At 68.7% G+C, this 21,837-nt stretch carries 19 protein-coding genes and 1 tRNA gene; 6 read left to right on the top strand and 14 right to left on the bottom strand.

Annotated elements, in window-relative coordinates; genetic code table 11:
* Positions 1 to 67: 67 nt before the first annotated feature.
* Positions 68 to 538 carry a RidA family protein gene (locus AADV74_RS13910; RefSeq protein ID WP_342115039.1) on the bottom strand — a complete coding sequence of 157 codons (471 nt, stop codon included), beginning with the start codon at positions 536 to 538 and terminating at the stop codon, positions 68 to 70.
* The gene (gene sp36 / locus AADV74_RS13905; protein ID WP_342115037.1) at positions 538 to 765 is read right to left on the bottom strand and encodes a Sp36 family protein; all 228 of its coding nucleotides are present in this window, start codon (positions 763 to 765) and stop codon (positions 538 to 540) included. Before sp36 ends, AADV74_RS13910 begins: the two co-directional genes overlap by 1 nt.
* A 123-nt stretch (positions 766 to 888) precedes the next feature.
* On the opposite strand from sp36, the gene AADV74_RS13900 reads away from it, so the two are divergent.
* The 3 genes from AADV74_RS13900 (at position 889) to AADV74_RS13890 (ending at position 4,605) form a co-directional block, all read left to right on the top strand.
* The gene (locus tag AADV74_RS13900) at positions 889 to 3,468 is read left to right on the top strand and encodes a transglycosylase domain-containing protein (protein WP_342115035.1); all 2,580 of its coding nucleotides are present in this window, start codon (positions 889 to 891) and stop codon (positions 3,466 to 3,468) included.
* A 2-nt stretch (positions 3,469 to 3,470) separates the two neighbouring features.
* On the top strand, positions 3,471 to 4,457 hold the full coding sequence (locus AADV74_RS13895; protein WP_342115033.1) for a metallophosphoesterase: 987 nt from the start codon (positions 3,471 to 3,473) through the stop codon (positions 4,455 to 4,457).
* A gap of 74 nt (positions 4,458 to 4,531) precedes the next feature.
* A tRNA-Pro gene (locus AADV74_RS13890) sits at positions 4,532 to 4,605 on the top strand.
* A 64-nt stretch (positions 4,606 to 4,669) separates the two neighbouring features.
* Here the strand turns inward: AADV74_RS13890 and AADV74_RS13885 are convergent.
* Both AADV74_RS13885 and AADV74_RS13880 read right to left on the bottom strand, forming a co-directional pair.
* The gene (locus tag AADV74_RS13885) at positions 4,670 to 4,846 is read right to left on the bottom strand and encodes a hypothetical protein (RefSeq protein ID WP_342115031.1); all 177 of its coding nucleotides are present in this window, start codon (positions 4,844 to 4,846) and stop codon (positions 4,670 to 4,672) included.
* A gap of 154 nt (positions 4,847 to 5,000) precedes the next feature.
* A complete protein-coding gene (locus AADV74_RS13880) occupies positions 5,001 to 6,434 on the bottom strand; it encodes a sugar transferase (RefSeq protein ID WP_342115203.1) in 1,434 nt (477 codons plus the stop codon).
* A 260-nt stretch (positions 6,435 to 6,694) separates the two neighbouring features.
* On the opposite strand from AADV74_RS13880, the gene AADV74_RS13875 reads away from it, so the two are divergent.
* The 3 genes from AADV74_RS13875 (at position 6,695) to AADV74_RS13865 (ending at position 10,592) form a co-directional block, all read left to right on the top strand.
* Positions 6,695 to 7,633, top strand: a complete 939-nt coding sequence (locus AADV74_RS13875; RefSeq protein WP_342115029.1) for an alpha/beta hydrolase — start codon at positions 6,695 to 6,697, stop codon at positions 7,631 to 7,633.
* A 57-nt stretch (positions 7,634 to 7,690) separates the two neighbouring features.
* Positions 7,691 to 9,016, top strand: a complete 1,326-nt coding sequence (locus AADV74_RS13870; RefSeq protein WP_342115027.1) for a tyrosine-protein kinase domain-containing protein — start codon at positions 7,691 to 7,693, stop codon at positions 9,014 to 9,016.
* Between the two features lie 91 nt (positions 9,017 to 9,107).
* Complete coding sequence (locus tag AADV74_RS13865) at positions 9,108 to 10,592, top strand: hypothetical protein (protein ID WP_342115026.1); 1,485 nt, start codon at positions 9,108 to 9,110, stop codon at positions 10,590 to 10,592.
* Here the strand turns inward: AADV74_RS13865 and AADV74_RS13860 are convergent.
* From AADV74_RS13860 to AADV74_RS13815, 10 genes are all read right to left on the bottom strand, one after another.
* Positions 10,541 to 11,593, bottom strand: a complete 1,053-nt coding sequence (locus tag AADV74_RS13860) for a glycosyltransferase family 4 protein (RefSeq protein WP_342115025.1) — start codon at positions 11,591 to 11,593, stop codon at positions 10,541 to 10,543. The two genes, AADV74_RS13865 and AADV74_RS13860, sit on opposite strands and share 52 nt — an antisense overlap.
* Positions 11,590 to 12,717 carry a polysaccharide pyruvyl transferase family protein gene (locus AADV74_RS13855; protein WP_342115024.1) on the bottom strand — a complete coding sequence of 376 codons (1,128 nt, stop codon included), beginning with the start codon at positions 12,715 to 12,717 and terminating at the stop codon, positions 11,590 to 11,592. The genes AADV74_RS13860 and AADV74_RS13855 overlap by 4 nt, the downstream gene beginning before the upstream one ends.
* The gene (locus tag AADV74_RS13850) at positions 12,714 to 13,697 is read right to left on the bottom strand and encodes a glycosyltransferase (RefSeq protein WP_342115023.1); all 984 of its coding nucleotides are present in this window, start codon (positions 13,695 to 13,697) and stop codon (positions 12,714 to 12,716) included. Before AADV74_RS13850 ends, AADV74_RS13855 begins: the two co-directional genes overlap by 4 nt.
* Positions 13,694 to 14,848: an acyltransferase family protein gene (locus AADV74_RS13845; RefSeq protein ID WP_342115021.1), complete on the bottom strand. Its 1,155-nt coding sequence runs from the start codon at positions 14,846 to 14,848 to the stop codon at positions 13,694 to 13,696. The genes AADV74_RS13850 and AADV74_RS13845 overlap by 4 nt, the downstream gene beginning before the upstream one ends.
* A gap of 240 nt (positions 14,849 to 15,088) precedes the next feature.
* A complete protein-coding gene (locus AADV74_RS13840; protein WP_342115020.1) occupies positions 15,089 to 16,060 on the bottom strand; it encodes a glycosyltransferase family 2 protein in 972 nt (323 codons plus the stop codon).
* Positions 16,057 to 17,172: a glycosyltransferase gene (locus AADV74_RS13835; RefSeq protein WP_342115018.1), complete on the bottom strand. Its 1,116-nt coding sequence runs from the start codon at positions 17,170 to 17,172 to the stop codon at positions 16,057 to 16,059. The genes AADV74_RS13840 and AADV74_RS13835 overlap by 4 nt, the downstream gene beginning before the upstream one ends.
* The gene (locus AADV74_RS13830) at positions 17,169 to 17,696 is read right to left on the bottom strand and encodes an acyltransferase (protein WP_342115016.1); all 528 of its coding nucleotides are present in this window, start codon (positions 17,694 to 17,696) and stop codon (positions 17,169 to 17,171) included. The genes AADV74_RS13835 and AADV74_RS13830 overlap by 4 nt, the downstream gene beginning before the upstream one ends.
* On the bottom strand, positions 17,696 to 18,949 hold the full coding sequence (locus AADV74_RS13825; RefSeq protein WP_342115015.1) for a polysaccharide pyruvyl transferase family protein: 1,254 nt from the start codon (positions 18,947 to 18,949) through the stop codon (positions 17,696 to 17,698). The genes AADV74_RS13830 and AADV74_RS13825 overlap by 1 nt, the downstream gene beginning before the upstream one ends.
* A complete protein-coding gene (locus tag AADV74_RS13820; RefSeq protein ID WP_342115013.1) occupies positions 18,946 to 20,610 on the bottom strand; it encodes a lipopolysaccharide biosynthesis protein in 1,665 nt (554 codons plus the stop codon). Before AADV74_RS13820 ends, AADV74_RS13825 begins: the two co-directional genes overlap by 4 nt.
* Positions 20,607 to 21,656 carry a glycosyltransferase gene (locus AADV74_RS13815; RefSeq protein ID WP_342115011.1) on the bottom strand — a complete coding sequence of 350 codons (1,050 nt, stop codon included), beginning with the start codon at positions 21,654 to 21,656 and terminating at the stop codon, positions 20,607 to 20,609. The genes AADV74_RS13820 and AADV74_RS13815 overlap by 4 nt, the downstream gene beginning before the upstream one ends.
* Between the last annotated feature and the right edge of the window lie 181 nt (positions 21,657 to 21,837).

Raw genomic sequence — 21,837 nt, 5'->3', positions numbered from 1 at the left:
TCACGCACGACGCAGTTCGGCCCACCCCCTCCAGACGGAGTGGGTGGGCCGAATCGCGTGCCCGCGGCTACGCGAAGGACAGGACGAGCTCCACCTCGACGGGGGCGTCGAGCGGGAGCACGGCGACTCCGACGGCTGAACGCGAGTGATTTCCGGCTGCGCCGAAGATCTCGCCGAGCAGCTCCGACGCCCCGTTGATGACTCCGGGCTGGCCGGTGAACGACGGGTCCGAGGCGACGAAGCCCGTGACCTTCACGACCTGGGTGACGCGGTCGAGGGAGCCGATGACGGACTCGGCGGCCGCGAGCGCGTTCAGGATGCACGTGGCTGCATAGGCCTTCGCATCCGTCGCCGACACGAGGCCGTCTCCATCGCCCACCTTTCCGGTGGCCGGGAGGACTCCCTCGGTGAAGGGCAGCTGACCTGACGTGAAGACCAGGTTGCCACTGATCATGGCGGGGACGTAGGCGGCGACGGGCGCCGCGACGGCCGGCAGGGTGATCCCGAGCTCGGCGAGGCGGTCTGCGACCTGCGACATCAGTTGCCGCCCTCGAATGCCGAGGCGGCGGATGCCGAAGCCGACGCACCGGCGGCAGCAGCACCGGAGGCCTCCCCGCCGACAGGACGCTTGAGGTAGGCGACGAGGCCACCCTCGGGTCCGCTGACGACCTGCACGAGCTCCCACCCCTCTGATCCCCAGTTGTTGAGGATCGCAGCGGTGCTGTGGATCATGAGCGGAGTGGTGACGTATTCCCAGGTGGGCATGATGCTCCTTCGACGAGGCGGGAGAGTGGGGGTGGAGACCGGCCGCTGGAGCCGCTCGATCTCGAGGGCGGCGCTCAGCGCCGGCTGAGCACTTTGCCAGCTTGCTCCCTTAAGCTCAACTATATGTCTGCCCAAAAACGAACGACCAGCGGCGTGCTCGGAGGCTTCCTGGCCTTCGTCGGCATGAGCGTCGCGGCCGGCGTCCTCGTGACAGCCGCAGTGACCCCAGCCATCGCCGTCAGCGGCATGGCCGCCACCAGCGGCATCAACATGTTCGAGAACCTGCCGAGCTACCTCGAGATCGACGAACTCGCCCAGAAGACGAACGTGTTCGCTGTCCAGAACGACGGCAACCCCTACCTTCTCGCGTCGTTCTTCGATCAGGACCGCGAGGAGGTCAGCTGGGACGACATCTCGCAGTATGCGAAGGACGCTGCGGTCGCCGGCGAGGATCCGCGCTACTACGAACACGGCGGTATCGACGTACAGGGCACCGCCCGCGCGATGATCTCCACCTACGTGCTCGGAGGAGCGACGCAGGGAGGATCGAGCATCACGCAGCAGTACGTGAAGAACGTCCTCGTGCAGAAGGCTGAAGCCGCCGCGAAGACGGAGGAGGAGATGCAGGCCGCCTACGCCGAGGCGACCGACCCCACCCCAGACCGCAAGCTCAAGGAGATGCGACTCGCCATCGGCGTCGAGAAGAAGTACTCCAAGGACGACATCCTCAAGGGCTACCTGAACATCGCCGGTTTCGGCGGACGCGTCTACGGCATCCAGTCCGCAGCGCAGTACTACTTCGGTGGCACCAGCGCGAAGGACCTGACGCTCACGCAGGCCGCAGCCCTGCTCGCCATCGTCAACAACCCGGAGAAGTTCCGCCTCGACAAGCCGGACTCCGAGTCCAACGGGGCGAACACCGTCGTCGACGGCGAGGTCGTGCCCTACGCCGCCACGAAGGAACGTCGCGACTACATCCTCGACTCGATGCTGCAGTACAAGAAGATCACGCAGGAGGAGCACGACGCCGCGATCAAGGAGCCCATCGCGCCCTCGATCAAGGAGCCGAGCACCGGGTGCGCCACTGCAGGTGGCGCCGGATTCTTCTGCGACTACGTCTACTGGACCATCGCGAACAACTCCGCGTTCGGTGAGACCGAAGAGGCCCGCCTGAAGCTCCTGAAGCAGGGCGGCCTCGACATCTACACGACGCTCGACCTCGACCTCCAGGCTGCGGCCGAGCAGGCGATCAACGAGACCGTGCCCCGCTCCGACCCCAGCATGGACATCGGCGCCAGCGCCGTATCGGTGCAGCCGGGCACCGGTCGCGTACTCGCCATGGCACAGAACAAGGCCTACTCGAACGACCCCGAGGTACTCGCGGCCGACCCGCAGTCCAGCGCGGTGAACTTCAACACCGACTTCGACTACGGCGGATCGAGCGGCTTCCAGCCCGGCTCGACCTACAAGATCTTCACCCTCGGCGAGTGGATCAAGGAGGGTCACTCCCTCAACGAGTACGTGAACGCCTACCGTCGCTCCGACTGGGGCACGTTCAACGACTCCTGCAACGGACCGATCTCGGTGCCCGGATGGAGCCCCGTGAATGACGAGGGTGGAAACGGCGGCACCTGGACCGCGCTCTACAACACCCAGAACTCCGAGAACACCGGCTTCGTCGCGATGGCGAAGCAGCTCGACCTCTGCGGCATCCGCCAGACCGCCGAGTCGTTCGGTGTCCACCGCGCCGACGGCGATGAACTGCAGCAGGGACCCGCCTCCATCCTCGGTACGAACGAGATCGCACCGGTCACCATGGCCGAGGCCTTCGCGGGCGTCGCCGCCAGCGGCACCGTCTGCAAGCCGATCGTGATCGACAAGGTCGTACTGCAGGACGGCACCGCCCTCACCCCGCCGTCGGCCGACTGCGCCCAGTCCGTCGACCCCAAGGTCACCGCGGCCATGGCGTACGCCATGCAGCGCGTGATGACGGGCGGAACGGGTTCGTCGTCGAACTCGCGCACCTACCCCCAGGTTCCGATGATCGGCAAGACCGGTACCACGGATGACGCCGAAGCCACCTGGATGAGCGGCGCGAGCACCAAGGTCGCCACGACCGTCGGCGTCTACAACGCCAGCGGCCACGTCAACCTGCGCCAGACCTACTTCAACGGCACGCAGGCCGCAGTCATCCGCCACCAGATCTGGCCGCGCATCATGTCTGTCGCCAACGCGAAGTACGGCGGAGATGCGTTCCCGGATGCCGATCCGTCGTCGCTGAAGACCGTCGTCGCCACGGTTCCCGACGTGCGCGGCAAGTCGATCTCCGAGGCGGAGCAACTCATCGAGAGTGCCGGATTCGGCTTCGCCGATGGCGGTGTGCAGGATTCCGAGCTGCCGGCCGGCCAGGTGACCGGGACGAACCCGACGGGCAGCGCCCCGCGCGGCTCGCTCGTGACCGCATACACCTCGAACGGATCGATGGTGCTGATGCCGAACGTCGTCGGGCTCTCCGAGGCCGACGCGAAGGGCCAGCTCAAGGGCTCGTTCTCGGTCAAGACCGCCGACGTCGCCGTGACGGACCCGAAGCAGGTCGGCCTGGTGCAGTCCAGCGATCCCGGTGCCGGGGCGGGTGTCAAGCCCGGATCGCAGGTCACCATCACCATCGGGAAGCTCAAGTCCGACAAGCCGGGCAAGGGCTAGCGGTGGCATCATCCTCCGCTCGCTCGGGAGCCGCCGCTGCCGTCACTCTGACGGCAGCGGCGGCTCTCGCCGCACTGGCCTGGGGCACGCTCGTCGAGCGCACCATGTGGACCCTGCGCGAGGTGCGGGTTCCGGTACTGCCCGTCGGGTCGAAGCCGATCCGGGTGCTGCACCTGTCCGATCTCCACATGGCACCGTGGCAGCGTGACAAGCAGGAGTGGGTGCGCTCCCTCGCCGACCTGCAGCCCGACCTGATCGTCGACACCGGCGACAACCTCGGTCATCGAGATGGCATAGACGGGATCCGGCACGCCTTCGAACGGTTCGCCGGGATTCCCGGCGTCTTCGTCAACGGTTCCAACGACTACTACGGCCCGGTCGTCAAGAATCCGCTGCGCTACTTCTCCGGCCCGTCGAAGCACACCGGCCGTGCCGAGAAGCTCGACACGGCGGCCCTCCTCGAGTTCTTCGACAGCCTGGGCTGGGTGGATCTCAACAACGCAGCGGGCTCGGCCGACATCGCCGGGACCCACTTCGAGTTCTTCGGGGTCGACGATCCGCACAAGAAGCTCGACCGCCCCGAGCTCATCGCCCGTGCCATCGATGAGCTGCGCGCCGACGACCCTCTCGGCGACGAGACCTGGCCCGACCGCGGCGACGCCCCGGCCAGTCGCGCGACGGTCTCGGTCGGCGTCACGCACGCGCCGTACCAGCGGGTGCTCAACTCCTTCGTGAACCATGGAGCCCAGCTCATCCTGGCCGGCCATACCCACGGCGGCCAGGTCTGCGTGCCCGGATTCGGCGCACTGGTGACCAATTGCGACATCCCGCGCAGGCAGGTCAAGGGGCTGAGCCTCTGGTGGCACGGCATGCGCAACGCCTACCTCAACGTCTCCGCAGGCCTCGGCACCTCGATCTACGCCCCGGTGCGTTTCGCCTGCCCGCCCGAGGCGACCCTCCTGACGCTGGTGCCTGAGAACGAGCGCTGAGTCGCGGTCCGGCCGCATCCGCTGGTCAACCCGATGCTTTTTATCGGCTATTCTTAGTGAGGCCTTCGGGCCATCGGGGTGTGGCGCAGCTTGGTAGCGCGCCTCGTTCGGGACGAGGAGGTCGTGGGTTCGAATCCCGCCACCCCGACAGATGAGCCCCCTTCCACTGGAAGGGGGCTTCGCTGTATCCGAAAGAGGCTCGCGGATGCCGATCAGTGGACGCGCGGTGCGGAGTTGCGCCCGGCGCCGACGAGGGTCGAGCCGTCCGGCTCCACCACGATGCGCCGTTCGCGGTCGGCGCGGCGGATCATCGCGCCGATGAACAAGGCCGTCGCGAATGCCACGATCGTCCACACGACGATGATCCCCACCACGACTGCTGTCGCCATTCTCGACTCCTCCTCGAGTCGTATCCCTCGAGCACTCCCCCGGTCACGCCGGGATACCCGCTACGATACGGCGCTGCTCTGAGCAGATACTGTACACGCGATACCCCTCGTTCGGGGGACGTGACAGCGAGAAGTCATGGCCGAGGGGAAGGAGTCAGTACGCCCCGTCGCTCCCGAGGACGGCCCGTGCCGTCTTCCAGAGGATGAGCAGGTCGCCCGTGAGGTTCCAGTTCTCGACGTAGTACAGGTCGAGCCGAACGGTCTCGTCCCAGTTGAGGTTCGAGCGGCCGCTGACCTGCCACAGGCCCGTGATGCCCGGCTTCACGAGGAAGCGACGGTGCACGTGCTGCGCGTACTGCTCGACCTCCCGCTCGAGCGGGGGCCTCGGCCCGACGATCGACATGGTGCCGCGGAACACGTTGAACAACTGGGGAAGCTCGTCGAGGCTGAAACGCCGCAGGAATCCGCCGATCGGCGTGACGCGCGGGTCGTTCTTCATCTTGAACATGACCGAGTTGCCCTCGCTCCGCGCGACATTCTCGAGCTCGGCGAGGCGGTCCTCCGCGTCCATGTACATCGACCGGAACTTGAGCATGTCGAATCTCTCGCCCCGGAGCCCGATGCGCTCCTGCCTGAAGATCACCGAGCCGGGGGTGCTGAGGCGCACGGCCACTGTCACGGCGAGGAGGAACGGCGCCAGGAGCACGATGAGCGCGCCCGAGGCCAGGATGTCGAAGAGGCGCTTGATGTACAGCTTCCCGCCGTAGTACCGCGGGGTCTCCACATGGATGAGCGGCAACCCGGCGACGGGCCGCGTGTGCAGGCGCGGGCCGCCGATGTCGGTGAGGCTCGGCGCCACCACGAGGTGCTGCCGCCCCGGCTCGAGCTGCCAGCTGAGCTCCCGCACCAGTGACGGCGACATCTCGTTCGCGCTGGTGATGACGACGGTGTCGGCCTCCACGGCGTCGAGGGACTCGAGCAGGTTGGTGAGCGATCCGGACACCGGGATCTCGGTGCCCTCGATGACGCCGGCCACGGCTCCGCTCGGAGTGCAGGCGCCGACGACCTTGAGGCCGGACTCCGGAGCCCGTGCCAGGTCACGTGCCATGGCGGTGACGGATGCCTCGGACCCGACGAGCAGCACGCGGTGCGACATCCGCCCCTCGCGCCGGCGGGCGGCCAGCCAGTTCCGCCACAGGTAGCGCTCCAGGATGATGCCGGGAAGCCCGAGCAGGAAGGCGAACGCGAAGTAGCGCTGCAGTCCGTCGATGTCGAGGAAGTAGGCGGCCATGCCGCCGGCGCCGAAGACGATCAGCGTCGAGTTGATGACCCGGCGGTACTCGATGGAGCCGGCACCGATGTGGCGCGTCGACCGGGATCCGGCCGCCGTCAGGGCGAACATCCAGACCAGCACGACCACCACCGACACGAGGGTCGGCGCTGTCAGCGTCATCATCTCGCCGATGCCGGCGATCTTCGCCGGCAGTCCGCCGACGTACTGCGCCACAGCGACGCAGAGTGCGATGACGACGAGGTCCGAGAAGAAGAGAAGCTGACCGTACTTCTGGTTCCAGTCGGTCTGCTTCATCACCCTCGAGCTCGTCGCCATGGTGTTTTCAATGGCTTGAGTCAAAAGTCCGTCCCCGTCGAGTTGGTTACACCTAAGCATCGAGCCGCCGCGACGTGCCATCTACGGGGGTCAGATTTAACACACCCGACATATCCTCGACACCGCTGGGTCCACAGAGCGCTATGGAATGGAAATCACGACGCGAGGGTGCGAACCACCGGTTCCCCGACGAGAGCACACGCTCGACGGGGCCGACCAGACAAGGACAGTGAGCCCCGATGACAGAAGCGTCGATCAGCCGTACCGGCAGGGCGTCGCGCCGAGCCGGCCGCGCCCTGGCCCTCGTCGTCTGCGCCGTCCTCGCCCTCCCGCTGGTCTCCTGCGCGAGCACGCCATCGGCCGCAGACCCCAAGGCCACCAACTCGAGCGTCGAGGTCACGCCCGGGCTCGTCTACTCCTCTCCGGAGGGCGGCGACCTCAAGCTCGATGCCTGCATACCGACGGATGCCGCCGAGCCCACCGCCGCCGTCGTCCTGCTGCACGGCGGCGGGTTCACCGAGGGCGACCGCACCGGCGGGGGCATGCGGGCAGTGTGCGAGCTGTTCGCGGCACACGGCTTCGCGGGCTTCTCGATCGACTACAGGCTCGCCCCCGAATTCGTCTATCCGAGCCAGGTCGACGACGTCGAAGCGGCGATCACCTGGATCCGCGAGCCGGAACAGGCTGAGCGCTTCGGCATCGATCCCGCCCGCATCGGACTGTTCGGCAGTTCGGCCGGCGCCATCCTCACCCAGACCGTCGCCACCCTCGGCACGGGCTCCCTGCAGGAGGGCCGGCGCGTCGCCGCGGCCGTCTCGCTGTCCGGTGTCTCGCTGATGACCGAAGAGGCCCTCGCGCTCGGCACCCCGTCTGATGAGGCCGCAGCGATGATCCTCAACTACCTGGGCTGCCCCACGGTGGTCGCCGCCGACTGCCCGCAGGCGGCCGATGCGTCGGCCCTGCTCTCCGTCGACTCCTCCGATCCCCCGATGATCCTGGTGAACGGTTCAGACGAGCTCGTCCCCGTCGAGCAGGCCGAGTCGATGGCCGCGGCGCTCAAGGCTGCGAACGTCCCGGTGCAACTGAGCGTGCAGGACGGCTCGAAGCACGGCATCCAGCTGCTCGGCCCTCGCATCCGTGCCCGCGTGCTCGAGTTCTTCACCGAGCGGCTCTCATGACCCCCACCCCATCCGTGGGCTCACGCCCGATCGACCGTCAACCCCGGAGGTAAGTCAGTGGACTTCAAGCAGACAATCCGCGTCATCCGACGCCAATGGGTTCCCGTCGTCGTCACGATCCTGGCCGGAATCCTGGCCGCGACCGCCTACGTCGCCGTGGCCCCGGCGCAGTACACGACGCAGACGAAGCTGCTCCTCGAGCCCACGGGGGGAACGGGCACGGCGCAGGAACTCGTCGCGGGCAACAACCTGCTCGTGCAGCAGGTGGGCACATTCACCCAGCTCGCCTCGACCCCGGTGGTGCTGCAGCCCGTCATCGACGAGCTCGGCCTCGACACGACGGCGGACAAACTCGCCGACAAGGTGAGCGTCGCCTCTGTCGGGCTGTCGGCGCTGATCGAGATCGAGGCCACGGCCGACACTCCCGAGGGGGCCGTCGACCTGGGCAACGCCGTCGCGGCGAGCCTGAGCGACCAGATCGAGAGCTCGGGATCGACGACCTCACCGGCTGCGATCAGCGCCTCCGTCGTGCAGGAGCCCGTTGCCCCGGCCTCGCCGTCGTCGCCCAACACGATCCTCGCGATCCTCATCGGTCTCTTCGGCGGTCTCGCCGTCGCCTTCATCATCGTCGTGCTGGCAGAGCTGCTGAACACCCGTGTTCGCAACGGTCGCGACATCGCGAAGGCGACGGATGCCGCCTACCTCGGCCGCGTTCCGGCGGAGCGCTCGCTCACGCGGAAGCCCGTACCCTCGCTGACAGCGCCCTCCGGACGCTTCGCCGAGGCCGTGCGCATCATCCGCACGAAGGTCGTCGCCTCGATCTCGGCGTCGACGGCCCCCGTCGTCGTCGTCAGTTCGCCGGGTCTCGGTGACGGCAAGAGCACCATCGCCGCGAACCTCGCCGTCGCCCTCGCAGAAGGCGGCCTGCAGGTCGCCCTCATCGACGGCGACCTGCGCTCTCCGTCGACGGCCAGACTGTTCGGCATCAGGTCCAAGGCCGGGCTGTCGAACGCCCTGCTCGCGGGCGTTGCCCCCGAGTCGATCACCCGCTCCGAGGTGGCCACGGGCCTCACCGTCATCACGACCGACGCCGTCGAGGCTGGAACCAGCGACGTCCTCTCCTCCGAGCGAACGAACGCCGTCATCACGGCACTGGCCGCCGATGTCGACATCGTCATCCTCGACGCCGGTCCCCTGCTGGCGAACTCCGACGGGCTGGCGCTCTCCGAGGTCGCCGACGGCTACGTCGTGGTCGCCCGCGCCGGACGCACCCGCGCCGACGAACTGCGACAGGCCGTCGACTCCCTCGAGGATGTCGGCGCCGAGATATACGGAGTCGTCCTGACGGCGGCGCCTGTGCGCGGCGCGGACGCCCGGGACTGATCGGCGGGCCGGGGACATGACGCTGCAGGCCACTCCGGGACGGCGGAGCACGCCGGACGCTCGGAGAGCGCCGGCGAGGCGGCCATCTCGCGTGAGCCCGCGCCTGAGAGCCGCTGTGCTGCTCTCGGCGACCGGGGCAGTCATCGCGATCGTGCTCGTCGTGGCGTCGCTCCTCGTGCAGCCGGCCCTGTTCATCATCGCCGTCGCCGGTGCCGCGCTGGTGTACCTCGCGGCCTTCCACCCCAAGGTGTTCGCGCTCACCGGCGTCTCGGCGATCATCCTGTCGAACGTGCTGCAACAGGTCGTCGGGCCCCTGGCGTCGAACATCGACGAGGCCGTCATCGGCCTGGCGGTGATCGCCTTCACGACCCGCAGGCTCGTGACGGAGCGACGCATCGTGCTCCTGCCCGGCACGATCTGGTTCCTGCTGTTCTTCGTGTTCGGCGTCCTCAGCGGGGTGGCACTGCACGTGCCGTACTCGCTGATGCTGCAGTCGCTCATCCTCATCGCCAAGGGACTGCTGTTCGCCTTCGCTCTCGCGCAGCTGCGCTGGACCGACCGCGACTTCAGGGTGCTTCTCCGGGCCGGCGTGGTCGCGATCGGCGTCATCGCGGTCACCGGCCTCGCCAACCTGGCCTTCCCCGACGTGTGGCGCGGCATCGTCGGCGGGACCATCACCCACCTCGGCGGCGTCACGGCTCTGCAAGGCCTGTTCCAGCATCCGGCTGCCTTCGGCCGCTTCACGGCTGTGCTCGCCGTCGGAGCCCTCGCCTACGCCTGCGTGGTGCGCACCTCGCTCGGCAACGCCATCCTCATCGGCGTGACGGTGGTGCTCACGACGCTGACACTCGAGGTGAAGTCGATCGTCGGTCTCCTCGCCGCCCTCGGCATCCTGACCCTCCGCTACGGTCGCCCGATCCTCATCGTCGTCGCGCTGTGCTTCGGCCCGTTCGCCATCGCGCTCATCGTGCCTCCTCTCATCGCGCTCGTCGGTGATGCCGTTCAGATGTACATCATCGAGTCCTCAGCGCGCTCCACGATGACCTGGGGATCACTGGCGGTCGCCACGGGGTACTTCCCGTTCGGCGCCGGCTTCGGCCGCTTCGGCAGCTTCCCGGCCGGCGTGAACTACAGCCCCGAGTACTACAACCTCGGCTTCGACCACGTATACGGCCTCGGCCCGGGCGAGAAGGGCATGTTCCTCAACGACACGCAGTGGCCGGCCATCATCGGGGAGAGCGGATGGCTCGGAGCCGCCGCCTTCGCCGTCGGCATCCTCTGCGTGCTCGTGAGCCTGCTGCGTCGCAGCTCGCCGACCGAGTCCGTGCTCGCGCACTGGGTTCGCATCACCGGCGTCGGATGGCTGGTGCTCCTCGTGATCGAATCGGCGGCCGCCCCGGTGTTCGTCTCGGCGCCGTCGTTCCCGTTCGTCTTCGCCGTGGCGGGCATCGTGGCGTCGCTGCGATCGGCAGCGCGCGACGAGCAGCTCGCGACGGGGCTGGTGCCGCCGCGGGTTGTCGCCCCTCAGCGGCTCCCGCGGAGCACGGCCCGCCAGCGCTCTGCGACCATCGGATAGACGGCGGCGGCCGAGTAGTCCCGCTGGAACCTGGCGGTTCCGGCAGCGCGCAGCTCGTCGCGAGCGGCATCCGACACCATCAACCGCTCGAGAGCCGCGGCCAGGCCGGCCGCATCGCCGGCGTCGACGAGCGACCCTGCGCCGTCGGCGAGCACGGCGGGGACGCCGCCGACACGGGTCGCGACGACGCAGTCCTGCCGGGCGAGGGCCTCGAGGATGAACATCGGCATGGCCTCGTCGCGCGACGGGAGGACGGCGATCTCGGCCGACTCGAGCATCTCCATGAGCTCGGCATGCGGGAGCCCGCCGTGGAAGACGGCATCAGGCAGCTCGGACGGGACGACCTCGCGGTCTGCGACGGGTCCGACCACGTGCAGGGTCCAGCCGTCGTGGTCGGCGATCCTGCGCCAGGCGTCGACGAGGACATCGACGCCCTTGCGGAGCGAGACGCTGCCACCGAACACGATGCTCTTGCCCTTGGCCCGCGGGGTTCCCTCGGGAACGGCGTTCGGAATGAGCTCCGTCGGTGCCGTCGGCAGGACTCCGAGTACCGCCGCCCGGGTCTCGGCGCTCAGCACGAAGACGCTGTCGGCGGCTCGCAGCACCGTCGCGACCCTGGCCGGCTCTCGCGCGGCGTACTCGGGGAAACTGCTGCCGTGCAGATGCGCGACGGTACCGAAGCCCCGCGCGTGGGCGAGGCGCAGCAGGAGTCCCTCGCGCACGAACGATCCACCCTGCGAGAGATGCACCACGACGACGCGCTCGTCGCGACCGCGCAGGGTCGCCAGCCGCCAAGCCGCTCCGAGGAAGATCGCCAGAGCCCGGGGACCGGTGGAACCGTCGCGTGACACGATGACACGCAGGTCGCAGTCGTCGAACGGATAGGAGAGGTAGCCGTTCACGACCTGCGTCATGCCGCCGGCGACCTCGCCGCGTCGACCGACGTGAAGCACCTCGATGCGGCGGAGTCTCGTGGGGGGAACGTCGACGGCCACGCTCATGCGTCGACCAGCTCCGTGCGCGCCGGAACTCCCGCGATGAGGCCTTCGACCCGGGCGCGCATGAGCTCGAGCTCGTCTCGCGCGTTCGCGAGGGAGGCACGCACGGCCGGTCCACGCTGCAGAGCCGTCGCCAGGGCCGCGACGATCTCGTCTTCGGTCAGCCCGCTCGACGGAACGCCGACACCCGAGACGCCCGCCGCCTCGAAGTGCCTGTCGATCTTGCCGGACTCGTCGACGAGCAGGGCGATCGGGGCGGCACCTTCGGTCGAGGCCGCGATCAGGACGTGCAGCCTGTCGCTGACGGCGAGTGCCGTCCTGTCGTAGACGGCGCGCAGGGTGTCCTCCTGGCCGGCGTGATCGGAGCCGTCCCAGTCGGCGAGGTCGGCGCCGAGGGCAGCGGCCAGATCGCGCGAGCGCTGGCGATCGCGTAGCACCTGCGTGACGACCTCGACGCGCAGTCCCTGTTCGCTTGCGAAGCGACGGATGCCGGAGACCCAGGCTGCGCCGGGTTCGGGGCGGTCGCTGCGCATCGACACCACGATGGTGTCGCGGCTCTCGGCTGCGGCATCCGTCGACGGTCCTGCTCCTTCACCGAAGGCGAGATCGGGCATGACCTCGCCGCCGAGGTAGGCCGCCGTCGTCCCGTCGCGCCAGGCCGTGAGCTGCGACAGGGCGATGGAGGGACGCATGAGCAGGCGGGGCAGCGGGGCGAAGTCGCGCGACCCCGAGCCCACTCGGACCACCGAACCGCCGCGCAGGCGCAGCAGGGCGAGCAGCGGCAGGACCACAACGTGCTCCTTCATGCCGATGATGGTGAGCTGGATCTCGCCGGGCTTGAACACGTAGTGCGCCGTGCCGCTCCATGCCCGCGACAGCCCGGCTCGGTACCAGGAGGAGAAGGAGCGGTAGACCACGTCGTCGCTGCCGACGCCCAGTGACTCGGCGTAGCCGTCGGGCGATGCGCCGACGTAGACGTGCAGTCGCCCGAGGGGCTTCAGCCAGGCGATGAGCTGGCGTCGCAGGATGATGTCGCCGATGTTGTCGTACTGGCCGACCCCCGGCACGAAGATGTCGATCGCCTCTGCGCCCGGATTCGGAGCCGCCGCAACGGCGCTGCCGCTCACGCTGCCGCCAGATCGCCGCGGATGCCCGTCATGGCTGCCGCGTGGATCATGTCGGAGGTGAGGTCCTCGACCTCGGTGGAGGTGCCGATGCCGAGCTCGGACATGAGCCTGGCGATCTGCTCCTGGTGGTTGTCGACGTGCTCCCCACGATCCTTGCGGCGCACCACGGCGATCGGCGAGATGCCCATCTCGAGCAGTCCGAGCACTGTGCCGACTCCGGCATGGGTGATGACGACGTCGGCCTCGCGGGCGTAGCGCTCGAAGTCCTCTGCGCTCACCTGGGCGTATGCGGTGCCCGGCAGTTCGCGCTTGGCCTCGGTGTAGCCCAGCTGCCAGGTGGTGTCGTCACCGGCGATGCCGAGATCGACGATGCGGTCGACGAGGGACTCGAAGCCGTATCCCTCGATGGTTCCGAGGGTCACGAACAGCTTGAGCCGACCGTCGGCAGGCTTGGGCTTCTCGACATTGTGGAAGGTCGAGAGCACACTCGGGTGGATGCCCCAGCGGCCCGACGACCAGTGCGGGTGCTGTGTGCGCAGTTCGGCCAGGCGGAACCTGTCGAGGATGCGCCCTGACAGCGACGGACCGTCGACCCGCGACACGCTCTCGATGTAGAGCGTCGGCAGACCGCCGAGCTTGGCGGCAGGCAGGGCGGCCAGGGCGAGCGCGGAGCCGGTGCTCACCGCTCCGTCGAACTGCGCGTTCTTGATGGCGGCTCGGATCGACTGGTAAGCGCGCACGACGTTCGCCGCGTCACGCGGCCGGATGTAGGGCACGTAGAGCACGTTGCGCCCCTTCAGCAGCGACTCGCTCTGCGGCGTGCGGAAGGTCACCCACAGCGAGTCGTCTGTCGCACCGAGCCCCGGAGCGAGACGCACCAGCTGAGCGAGGTGACCGCCGGTGGAGGCTGCGAGCAGCAGCTTTCCCCCGATCTCGGGGGTGCTCTCGTTCGTCGGCGTGGTGTCGAAGTCGGTCGTCATGTCGATATCTCCTTGTCGCGTGTGTTCGGAGGCGAAGTCACGGCCGTGAGGGGACCGTCGGGAATCGTGGGGGCATCCGTGGTGCTGACGGATGCCGGTGCCCCGGCCTGAGCCGAGGCGCGCCTGCGCCTGATGACGGGCGGAACATAGAGCCAGCGCACGCGCGTGGTGAGCTTCGAGAGGAGCAGCGAGACGACGATGGCCACCACGACGAGCCCGAACTGGATGGCGATGCCGACGCCGCGATGGACCCCGCCGAGCAGCAGCCCCAGCAGGCCGGCGATCGGCACGATCACGAACAGGTGCAGCAGGTAGATCTGCAGGCTCTCCGCACCCATCGTCGACACGAAGGACAGCATCCGGAGCCTCGCGAGGTAGGCGGAGAGCAGCACGCCGAGGGCGACGGCCGATGCCTGGCCGAGCAGCACGAGGAACGGGACCCAGCGAGCAGGCAGCAGGAACAGGATGGCGGCCGAGGCCACGAGCGCCGCGGCGGCGAGCAGGGTGCGCTGCACAGACACCTTCGCGACGGCGGCGTACACCCGCGGCGCGTACAGCGCCCCGAAGGCGTAGAAGACGTAGAGGGCGCCGACGCGGTTCCAGCCGATGTTGCCGCTGTTGATGAGGCCCGCTGTGACCGCACTCGACAGCAGGGCGGCGAGGATGACATGCACGACGGGTGGGAGCTTCCGCAGCGCCCAGGCTGCGAACGCGAAGACGGCGAGGGCGTAGATGAACCAGTAGCTGCTGCTCGGCCAGACGAGGATGAGCGCCAGGCTGATCGGGTTGCTGGCCGGCAGTTCGCCGAGTTCGCCGCTGAGACCCGGGATGATCAGGTAGAACGCGAAGCGCACGATCGACCAGACGATATAGAGGTAGAGCACGGGCAGCAGGCGCCGTCTCCACAGGTTGCCGAAGGTCCACGTGACCGCGCGTGCGCCGAAGAGTCCGGCGATAAGGAAGAACACGGGCATGGGGAACAGCTCGAGCACGAGCTTCATGCGGTTCGGCAACCCCATGATCCCGGCGTGCTGCAGGTACAGGGTGACGTGGTAGAGCACGACCATGGCGATGGCGACGCCCTTGGCGAAGTTCATCCAGGCGCGCGGGCGCGGCTCGGAGACGGTCCAGCGAAAGGCGGTGGCGGTCACGGCTGTCCAATCTCTCGGTCGGCCGTGCACCCGACTTGACTCGGGTGGGTGCACGCCCACCGTCGGGTCGCAGCTCCGTTCTCGCGATCGGTCCTGCACTGAAAACGTTAGTGAGGGCTCGTCACCTGCAGGAGTCGCCGAGGTTAACGCTCGGCGCTGGAGATTACAGTTGTGTGACGCGAATGGGGGTCGCCGTCTCGCTCGGCACGCCTGCCCCTCTCGCGACATCCGTCACCTGGCCTACTCGCGGGCGCCGCGACTGCTCATGATGCGGCGGTAGAGCGGCATGCTGGTGCGGGCGGCGACCAGCAGTGCGAGGCGATGCGGTTCGCGGGCACGGGCGAGCGAGAGCACGACCGACGGCGTCATCTCGCCGCGGGCCGTGCGCACCAGTGTGCGCGACTCCTGCTCTGTGTAGGCGCCGCTGGTGGCGTCCTTCATGCGGGACAGCAGCGAGAACCGTGCCGTGTAGTAGTCGAGTTCGCGGCCATCGCCTGCACCAACGCGGCGAGCGCAGTCGCGCACGACGGCGGCGACCTGTTCGAGGGACTGCGCCCGCTGGGTGTTCGACCTGATGATCGAGCCGCTGCGCAACCGATAGGTGTAGACGGTGTCGCGGATGCCGGCCACGGTCTCGGCCGCCACCAGGAGCTGCGCGACCATGGCCTGGTCGGAGTGCACCCGCGAGCGGGTGAAGCTGATGGCAGGGAACAGCCGACGGGCGAACAGCTTGTTCCAGAGGTGTCCGCTGACCCGGCCGAGGAGCATGGCCTTGAAGGCTGTGGCGCCGTCGACGGCGCCCGGCTGCAGCGACGGCACCGGTCGGCGCGTTCCGTCGACCGAGAGGTACTCGGCGCCAGCACACACCACGTCGGCCGCGAGTCCGTCTGCGGCGGCGAGCATGGTTTCTGCGGCATTCGTCACCCACTCGTCGTCGGCGTCCACGAACCAGATGAACCGCCCTGACGACGCCTCGACTCCGGCCTCGCGCGCCGCTGCCACTCCGCCGTTCACGGCGAGGGGAATGAAGACGACCGACGGATGCCTCTCGGCGAGCGCGGCGCCCAGCCGGGCGGTCGAGTCGCTCGAACCGTCGTCGACCACCACGATCTCGACGGCGATGGTCTGGCGCATCAGCCGCTCCACGGCGTCGTCCAGGAATTCGGCGGCGTTGTAGGCCGGGATGACGACGCTGACGTCGACGCCCGTCATCGCGGGCCGTCCGCAGCGACCATCTGCAGCACGGTCTCGAGATCCCTTCCGCTGGATCCCACGGAGAAGCGGTCGAGCCAGGCGTCGATGCCGGTGACGTCGATGGCACTCGCCCGCTCGACGGCATCGGCGAGCTGCTCTGCCGTCGGTCCGAGGGCGAGCTCGCCGGTGATGCCCGGCACGATGGCGTCGGCGACGCCGAGGGCGCCGGACACGGCGACCGAAGGAACGCCGGCGGCCGCGGCCTCCACGAGCACGTTGCCGAAGCCTTCACGCAGCGACGGCAGCAGCACGACGGAGTTCGGCTTGAAGTGCGAGAACCAGTCCTCGACCCAGCCCTTGTCGTCGAAGGAGACCCCGAGCCGCTCGGCCTCTGCCGTCACCGAGTCGAGCAGCGGACCGCCGCCGAACGAGATCACCTCGGTCGGAATGCCGCGGCGATTGAGCTCGGCCGCGGCGTGGATCGCCAGTTCCGGTCGCTTCTGGGCGACGAGTCGAGCGGCCAGCACGAGCTGCAGGCCGCCGGCTGTTCCCGGCACGCGCACGACGGGGTCCATGCCGGCCACCTTCGCTGTGGCGGGGTTCGCGACCACCGTGCAGCGCTCCCCCGAGACGCCGAAGCCGCTGACAAGCTCGCCGGCGACGGGGTGCGAGATCGCGATGACGTGGTCTGCCCGGCCGTACATGCGTCGGGCGAATCCGATCTTCACCTTGTGCGGCAGGTCGGAATCGGCCAGGCCCAGCGAGACCAGGTTGCGCTCGCTGATGATCACCGGCGGACGACGCGACTTGGGGCTGAGCGCGGCGGCCGTCAGCAGCACGAGGTTGGCGTGGGCCTGCAGGCTCACGGCGACATCCGGCTTGAAGCCGCCGAAGATCGCGATGAGGGCCCGCGACTTGCCCACATGACCGCGGGCCGTGGCGATCTGGTAGTGCACGACGCCATCGGGCAGGTAGGTGTCGGTGGCCTTGGCCGAGGTCGTCACGACGGCGACGGAGTGGCCGCGTTCGACCAGCCAGCCCATCCAGGTGCGCGCCACGAACTCGGCCCCACCGCCGTGCAGCGATGGAACGACGAACAGGATGCGCAGCGGCGCGTCGGGCTGGGTCATCTGACTCCTTGGGTGCGGCTGCCTTCTGGGGCGGCGTCGAGGGCACGGATGCGGCGGGCGGGGGTTCCGCCGTAGAGCGAATCGGGCTCGCAGTCGGCCGTGACCACTGAGCCTGCTGCGATGATGCAACCCGACCCGATGGCGACGCCGCCGAGCACGATGGCGCCGGCTCCGATCCACGTTCCGTCGCCGATGGTGATGGGGGCGCTGACCGAGGCGCCGGCCCTGGCAGAGGCCGGACCGATCTCGTGGGTCGTCGGCACGAGCTGAACCCGCGGGCCGAGCGACACCCTGTCGCCGAGCACGACGGGCGAGTTCGATCCGACGAGGAGTTCGACGTTGATGAAGCATCCGTCTCCGATGCTCAGCAGGTCGACTCTTTCGATGAAACGGATGCCGGGACGGATGCGGGTGCCGGTTCCCACCGTGACGCCGCAGAAGCGCAGCAGACGCACTCGCACCCGGGGCGACCACAGGGCGCTCGGCGCGATGGATGTCGCGATCAGCTGTCTGAGGCCGCCCATCAGCTCGACTTCCCCGCCGGGATCATGACGGGCTCGCCGAGCCCGGCCGTGTTCGTCCGGGCCAGCTCGATCACCCGGGGCAGCCCGGCGGTGATGGCCGCTCGAGTCGCCGACGACGCAGGCATCACGTGGGCGAGCGATGCGATGACGGGCCCGGCGAAGTCGCCGGCCGGCGATACGCACAGCTCGGGGGCGCCGATGAGCTCCATGAGTCCCTCGACCTTGCCCTGCGTGGCCATCGTCACCGCCGGGGTGCCGCCCATCATGGACATGATCGAGAGGTGCATCCGCCCTGTCACGGTGACTGTCGCCTGGGCTGCGAGAGCGCGGATCTGCGCCGGAGGCAGCAGCTCCTCCACGAACGTGACATCGGGACCGGCGACCACCTCGGCAACCGCGCGGCAGGCGACGAGGTCGTCGCTGAGGTCCTTGATCACGTGCGGCAGGATCACGACGTGGAGACCGGCCGAGCGCAGGTGGTCGATGATGCGCCGGTACTGCGCGGTCTGGTCGGTCGTTCGCGCGATCAGGCCGCTGACGTTGACGATGGCGAACGGCACGGTCGGGATCGCGACGCTCGCATCCGTCGTCGTGGCGGCGAAGACGATGTCGGAGACGAGAGTGACGTTGCTGATGCCGTGCTCGATCGCGCGCTCGGCCGACCGGGGATCGCGGAGCAGAGGCACGACACCGGCGCGACTGGCCCTGACCAGGGCACGACGGGCGCCGAAGCTCGGCGACCCGTTCCAGCTGAAGCCGACGATGCGGGTGGGAACACCCTCGACCGCTCCGATCTCGGCCAGCATGGCACGGCGCACGGAGCCGCGCAGGCTGTAGCGGCCGTCCATGATGTCGGCGCCGATGATGGAGAGGCTGCGAGCGCGCCGCAGCAGTTCGACGAAGGTGCGGATGGCCTGCTCGTGCGCCGGCCCCTCCCCGTAGACGAGGCTCGGGAGGGGGAACACCTCCACCTTCGCCCTCAGGGCGTCGGGTACGACGAAGTCATCGGACTCGCGCACGATGGCGATGATGGGGCCGGGCGCATTCTCGAGGAAGGCCTCGAAGAGCGCCTGGTCGCCGATGTTGCCTCGCCCGGGCGCGGCGATGAGCAGGTGCACGTCACGCGCTGCGGTTGCCGCCAGGGCTGCTGACGCCCGGCGGGCCGTCGCGCGATCCTGTCGGGGCGGCAGCCCGGAACTGTAGCGCAGGTCTCTCCACGTGCGGAGGAGTCTGGATCGGATGCGGCGTCTCATTCCTTCTCCGTTCGGGTCGTCGGTTCTGGGGTGTCGGTCGAGGTGGTGGCGGATGCCGATGCCGGCGCCGGCTCGTGCGTTGCGGCATCCGGAGTCTCGGCATACGGAGCCTCGGCGTCCGAAGCCTCGGCATCCGGAGCGTCGGCGTCTGGAGTCCGGCCGGCCGGGGCCGTCCGCGCCCGGCTGAGGTAGCGACGGGCGCCGATGACCTGCAGCACGTCGGCGCGGAACCGCGGCCAGATGGCCGCCTCCAGCGCGAGCATGCCGAGCAGGGCGACGGATCCGATGGCGAGATGGAGGAGCGGCTGATCGGCGGGCACGGCCAGGGTCGACGCGTAGGAGGCGCCCGTGGCGATTCCGAAGACGATGATCATGCGCAGGCCGTTGAAGAACAGGCGCTTCGCATCGACGTCGGAGACCTTGCTGATCCAGAAGAGGGCGATCGGCCAGGTGATGCCGAGGCCGAGGGCGAAGCCGGCTGCCACGCCGTAGACACCCCAGAGCGACCCGAGCAGGATGAGCCCGATCGTGAGAGGACGCGTGACGAGGGCGGACCAGAGGTTCTCCTTCGTGAGGCCCTTGGAGAGGAACACCCAGTAGCTCACGTAGGCGGCGGCCTGGAACCAGCCGGCGATGAGCAGGATCTGGAAGACCGGAACGGCCTCCAGCCACTGCTCGCCCAGCATGATCGAGACCACGGCCGTCGCCTGGGCTCCGAGGAACGCGAACATGAGGCCGACGATGGTGAGCAGCGTGGTCTGGCCGAAGCTGATGAAGGCGTTGAACCTCTCGCGCTGGTCCTGCAGGCGCGAGAGCACCGGGAGGGCGACGCGGGTGGCCGGTGCCTGCAGTTGCAGCAGCGGCAACATCACCAGCTGGAACGAGCGGTTGTAGAGACCGAGGGATGCCGGCCCGAAGCGGGCGCCGATGATGACGGAGTCGACGTTGCGGCTGACGTAGTTGAGCATCTGCGCCAGGAAGACCGTGACGCCGTAGGACAGCAGCGGCCTCATGCCCGCATGGCGATGGATGCCGCGCGGATACCAGTCGGTCACGATCACCAGCACGATGAGCACGAGGGCCGCCTGACCGACCTGCTGCACGGCGAGCGCCCAGTAGCCGCCGCCCATCACACCCACGACGATGGCGGCGACGAGGGCGATGGCCTGGCCAACGGCATCCGCCACCACCAGACGACCGAATCCGAGGTGGCGCCCGAGGTCGGCGCGGAACTGGGTCGAGAGGCCGTTCAGCAGGAAGGTGATGGAGAGCACCTCGGTGAGCAGCCGCAGCCTGTCGTCGCCGTAGAGCGAGGCTATGGGGCCGGCGAGCACGAAGGTCACGACGCTCAGCAGGGCGCCGATGCCCGTGTTGATCCAGAACAGGTTGTCCTTCTGGTGCGGCGAGAGCGTCTTGGCCTGCACGGCGGCCGATGAGAGACCGAAGTCGCGGAACACCTCGCCGATTCCGATCACGGCCGTCACCATGGCCACGAGGCCGAAGTCCGTCGGTCCGAGCAGGCGGGCGAGTATGACCACGCCGGCGAGCTGCACGATCACGCGTACGGCCTGGCCGCCGATCATCACGACGGCGCCGCGCGATGCCGAGGTGGCGAGCGACTGCTCGACGTCGTCGGCCGGCTGGCGCCTGGTGCGCGTCATCGTGCGGCCTGCGCGATCTCGATGGCGCGACGGTAGGCCGCGGCGTGCTCCTCGCCGAGAACCTTCCAGTCGCGACGCGACAGGTCGGGGGCTGCATCGGCGGCCACCGTGCGCACGGTCCGAAGCGCCTCCGCGATCACGTCGGGGGTGAGATCGCCGTCGTATTCGATGACCCAGCCGGGCCCGACCTCCTCGCGGAGTGCCGTGTTGGCAGGCGATCGCGGCACGAGGGCGGGGCGCGACAGCGAGAGCGCGACGAGGATGGCGCCCGAGTTGTGCATCTCGCGGTAAGGCAGCACGACGAGTTCGGCGTGGCCGATCTCGGAGACCAGCACGTCGTCGTCGACGTAGGCGAGCAGTGCCGAGGTGCGCGGGTCGCGGGCGACGCGCGCCTCCACCAGTTCGCGCTGGCCGACGCTGGGGCTGCCGACCACCCTCAGGGTGAGATCGTCGCCCGGCAGCTCGCGGAAGGAGTCGAGCAGCAGATCGACTCCCTTGTAGGGACGGATGATGCCGAAGTACAGGATGCGGCCGGGTTCGCGCGGCGGCAGCGGGTGCTGGGCGAACTTCTCGATGTAGTGGCCGTGGAGAATGGTGACGGCCTCGGCATCCGTGGGGAGCTCGGTGGTGGGGTTCAGGCGCAGGTAGAGCGAGGTGGACCTGTCGACGAGGTCGAGCGAGCGGTTCTCGGCCGCCGAGCCCTCCTCGTGCGGGGTCACGTTGTGCAGAGTGCGCACGATGGGGATGCCCTTGCGCCTCAGCCTGAACACGAGCACCTGCAGCGCGCGGCGGCGGGCGAAGCGCTTCAGGGGCTTCTTGCCGCGGATCATGAGCTCGGGCCAGTGCACGTGGAAGACGTCGTAGTCGGCCTTGAGCGCGCGCTTCCAGGTGAAGTACCGAATGCTGACGTCGGGAGCTGCGCCGTCGACGATGATGTCGACGTACTTGGTGCGGCCGTCCGGCGGGGCGAGGGTGTGCTGCACCACGAGCGGCCGAGATGGCGCGGGTGACAGCGGGAGGGTGCTGCTGGAGGTGCTGGAAGTCATAGGCGCCTTGTCGTCTCTTTCCGATCTGAAGGGTGGAACGACACTGAACCTCCTGCCGACAGTACCGCCGGATTTTCGCCGGTACGCTGGGTGTCGCGAGATGTACACCCGGTCGTAACGTGTGAGCAACACTCAGGGATGGGCGTTTGGTACAACTTGGAAGACCAGACGCGTGCGCCGT

This window comes from Leifsonia stereocauli (assembly GCF_038432415.1).
GTDB classification, from domain to species: Bacteria; Actinomycetota; Actinomycetes; order Actinomycetales; family Microbacteriaceae; genus Orlajensenia; species Orlajensenia stereocauli.
Note: the sequence above shows the minus strand (reverse complement) of the source record. Positions and strands in the feature narration are given on the sequence as shown.

Coding starts and splice junctions, on each gene's coding strand:
- AADV74_RS13825 (WP_342115015.1), bottom strand. CDS start 18,949: ATGAGACGCCGCATCCGATCCAGACTCCTCCGCACGTGGAGAGACCTG.
- AADV74_RS13840 (WP_342115020.1), bottom strand. CDS start 16,060: ATGACGGGCGTCGACGTCAGCGTCGTCATCCCGGCCTACAACGCCGCC.
- AADV74_RS13875 (WP_342115029.1), top strand. CDS start 6,695: ATGACAGAAGCGTCGATCAGCCGTACCGGCAGGGCGTCGCGCCGAGCC.
- AADV74_RS13860 (WP_342115025.1), bottom strand. CDS start 11,593: ATGAGCGTGGCCGTCGACGTTCCCCCCACGAGACTCCGCCGCATCGAG.
- AADV74_RS13850 (WP_342115023.1), bottom strand. CDS start 13,697: ATGACGACCGACTTCGACACCACGCCGACGAACGAGAGCACCCCCGAG.
- AADV74_RS13815 (WP_342115011.1), bottom strand. CDS start 21,656: ATGACTTCCAGCACCTCCAGCAGCACCCTCCCGCTGTCACCCGCGCCA.
- AADV74_RS13880 (WP_342115203.1), bottom strand. CDS start 6,434: ATGAAGCAGACCGACTGGAACCAGAAGTACGGTCAGCTTCTCTTCTTC.
- AADV74_RS13900 (WP_342115035.1), top strand. CDS start 889: ATGTCTGCCCAAAAACGAACGACCAGCGGCGTGCTCGGAGGCTTCCTG.
- AADV74_RS13820 (WP_342115013.1), bottom strand. CDS start 20,610: ATGACGCGCACCAGGCGCCAGCCGGCCGACGACGTCGAGCAGTCGCTC.
- AADV74_RS13910 (WP_342115039.1), bottom strand. CDS start 538: ATGTCGCAGGTCGCAGACCGCCTCGCCGAGCTCGGGATCACCCTGCCG.
- AADV74_RS13830 (WP_342115016.1), bottom strand. CDS start 17,696: ATGGGCGGCCTCAGACAGCTGATCGCGACATCCATCGCGCCGAGCGCC.
- AADV74_RS13885 (WP_342115031.1), bottom strand. CDS start 4,846: ATGGCGACAGCAGTCGTGGTGGGGATCATCGTCGTGTGGACGATCGTG.
- sp36 (WP_342115037.1), bottom strand. CDS start 765: ATGCCCACCTGGGAATACGTCACCACTCCGCTCATGATCCACAGCACC.
- AADV74_RS13835 (WP_342115018.1), bottom strand. CDS start 17,172: ATGACCCAGCCCGACGCGCCGCTGCGCATCCTGTTCGTCGTTCCATCG.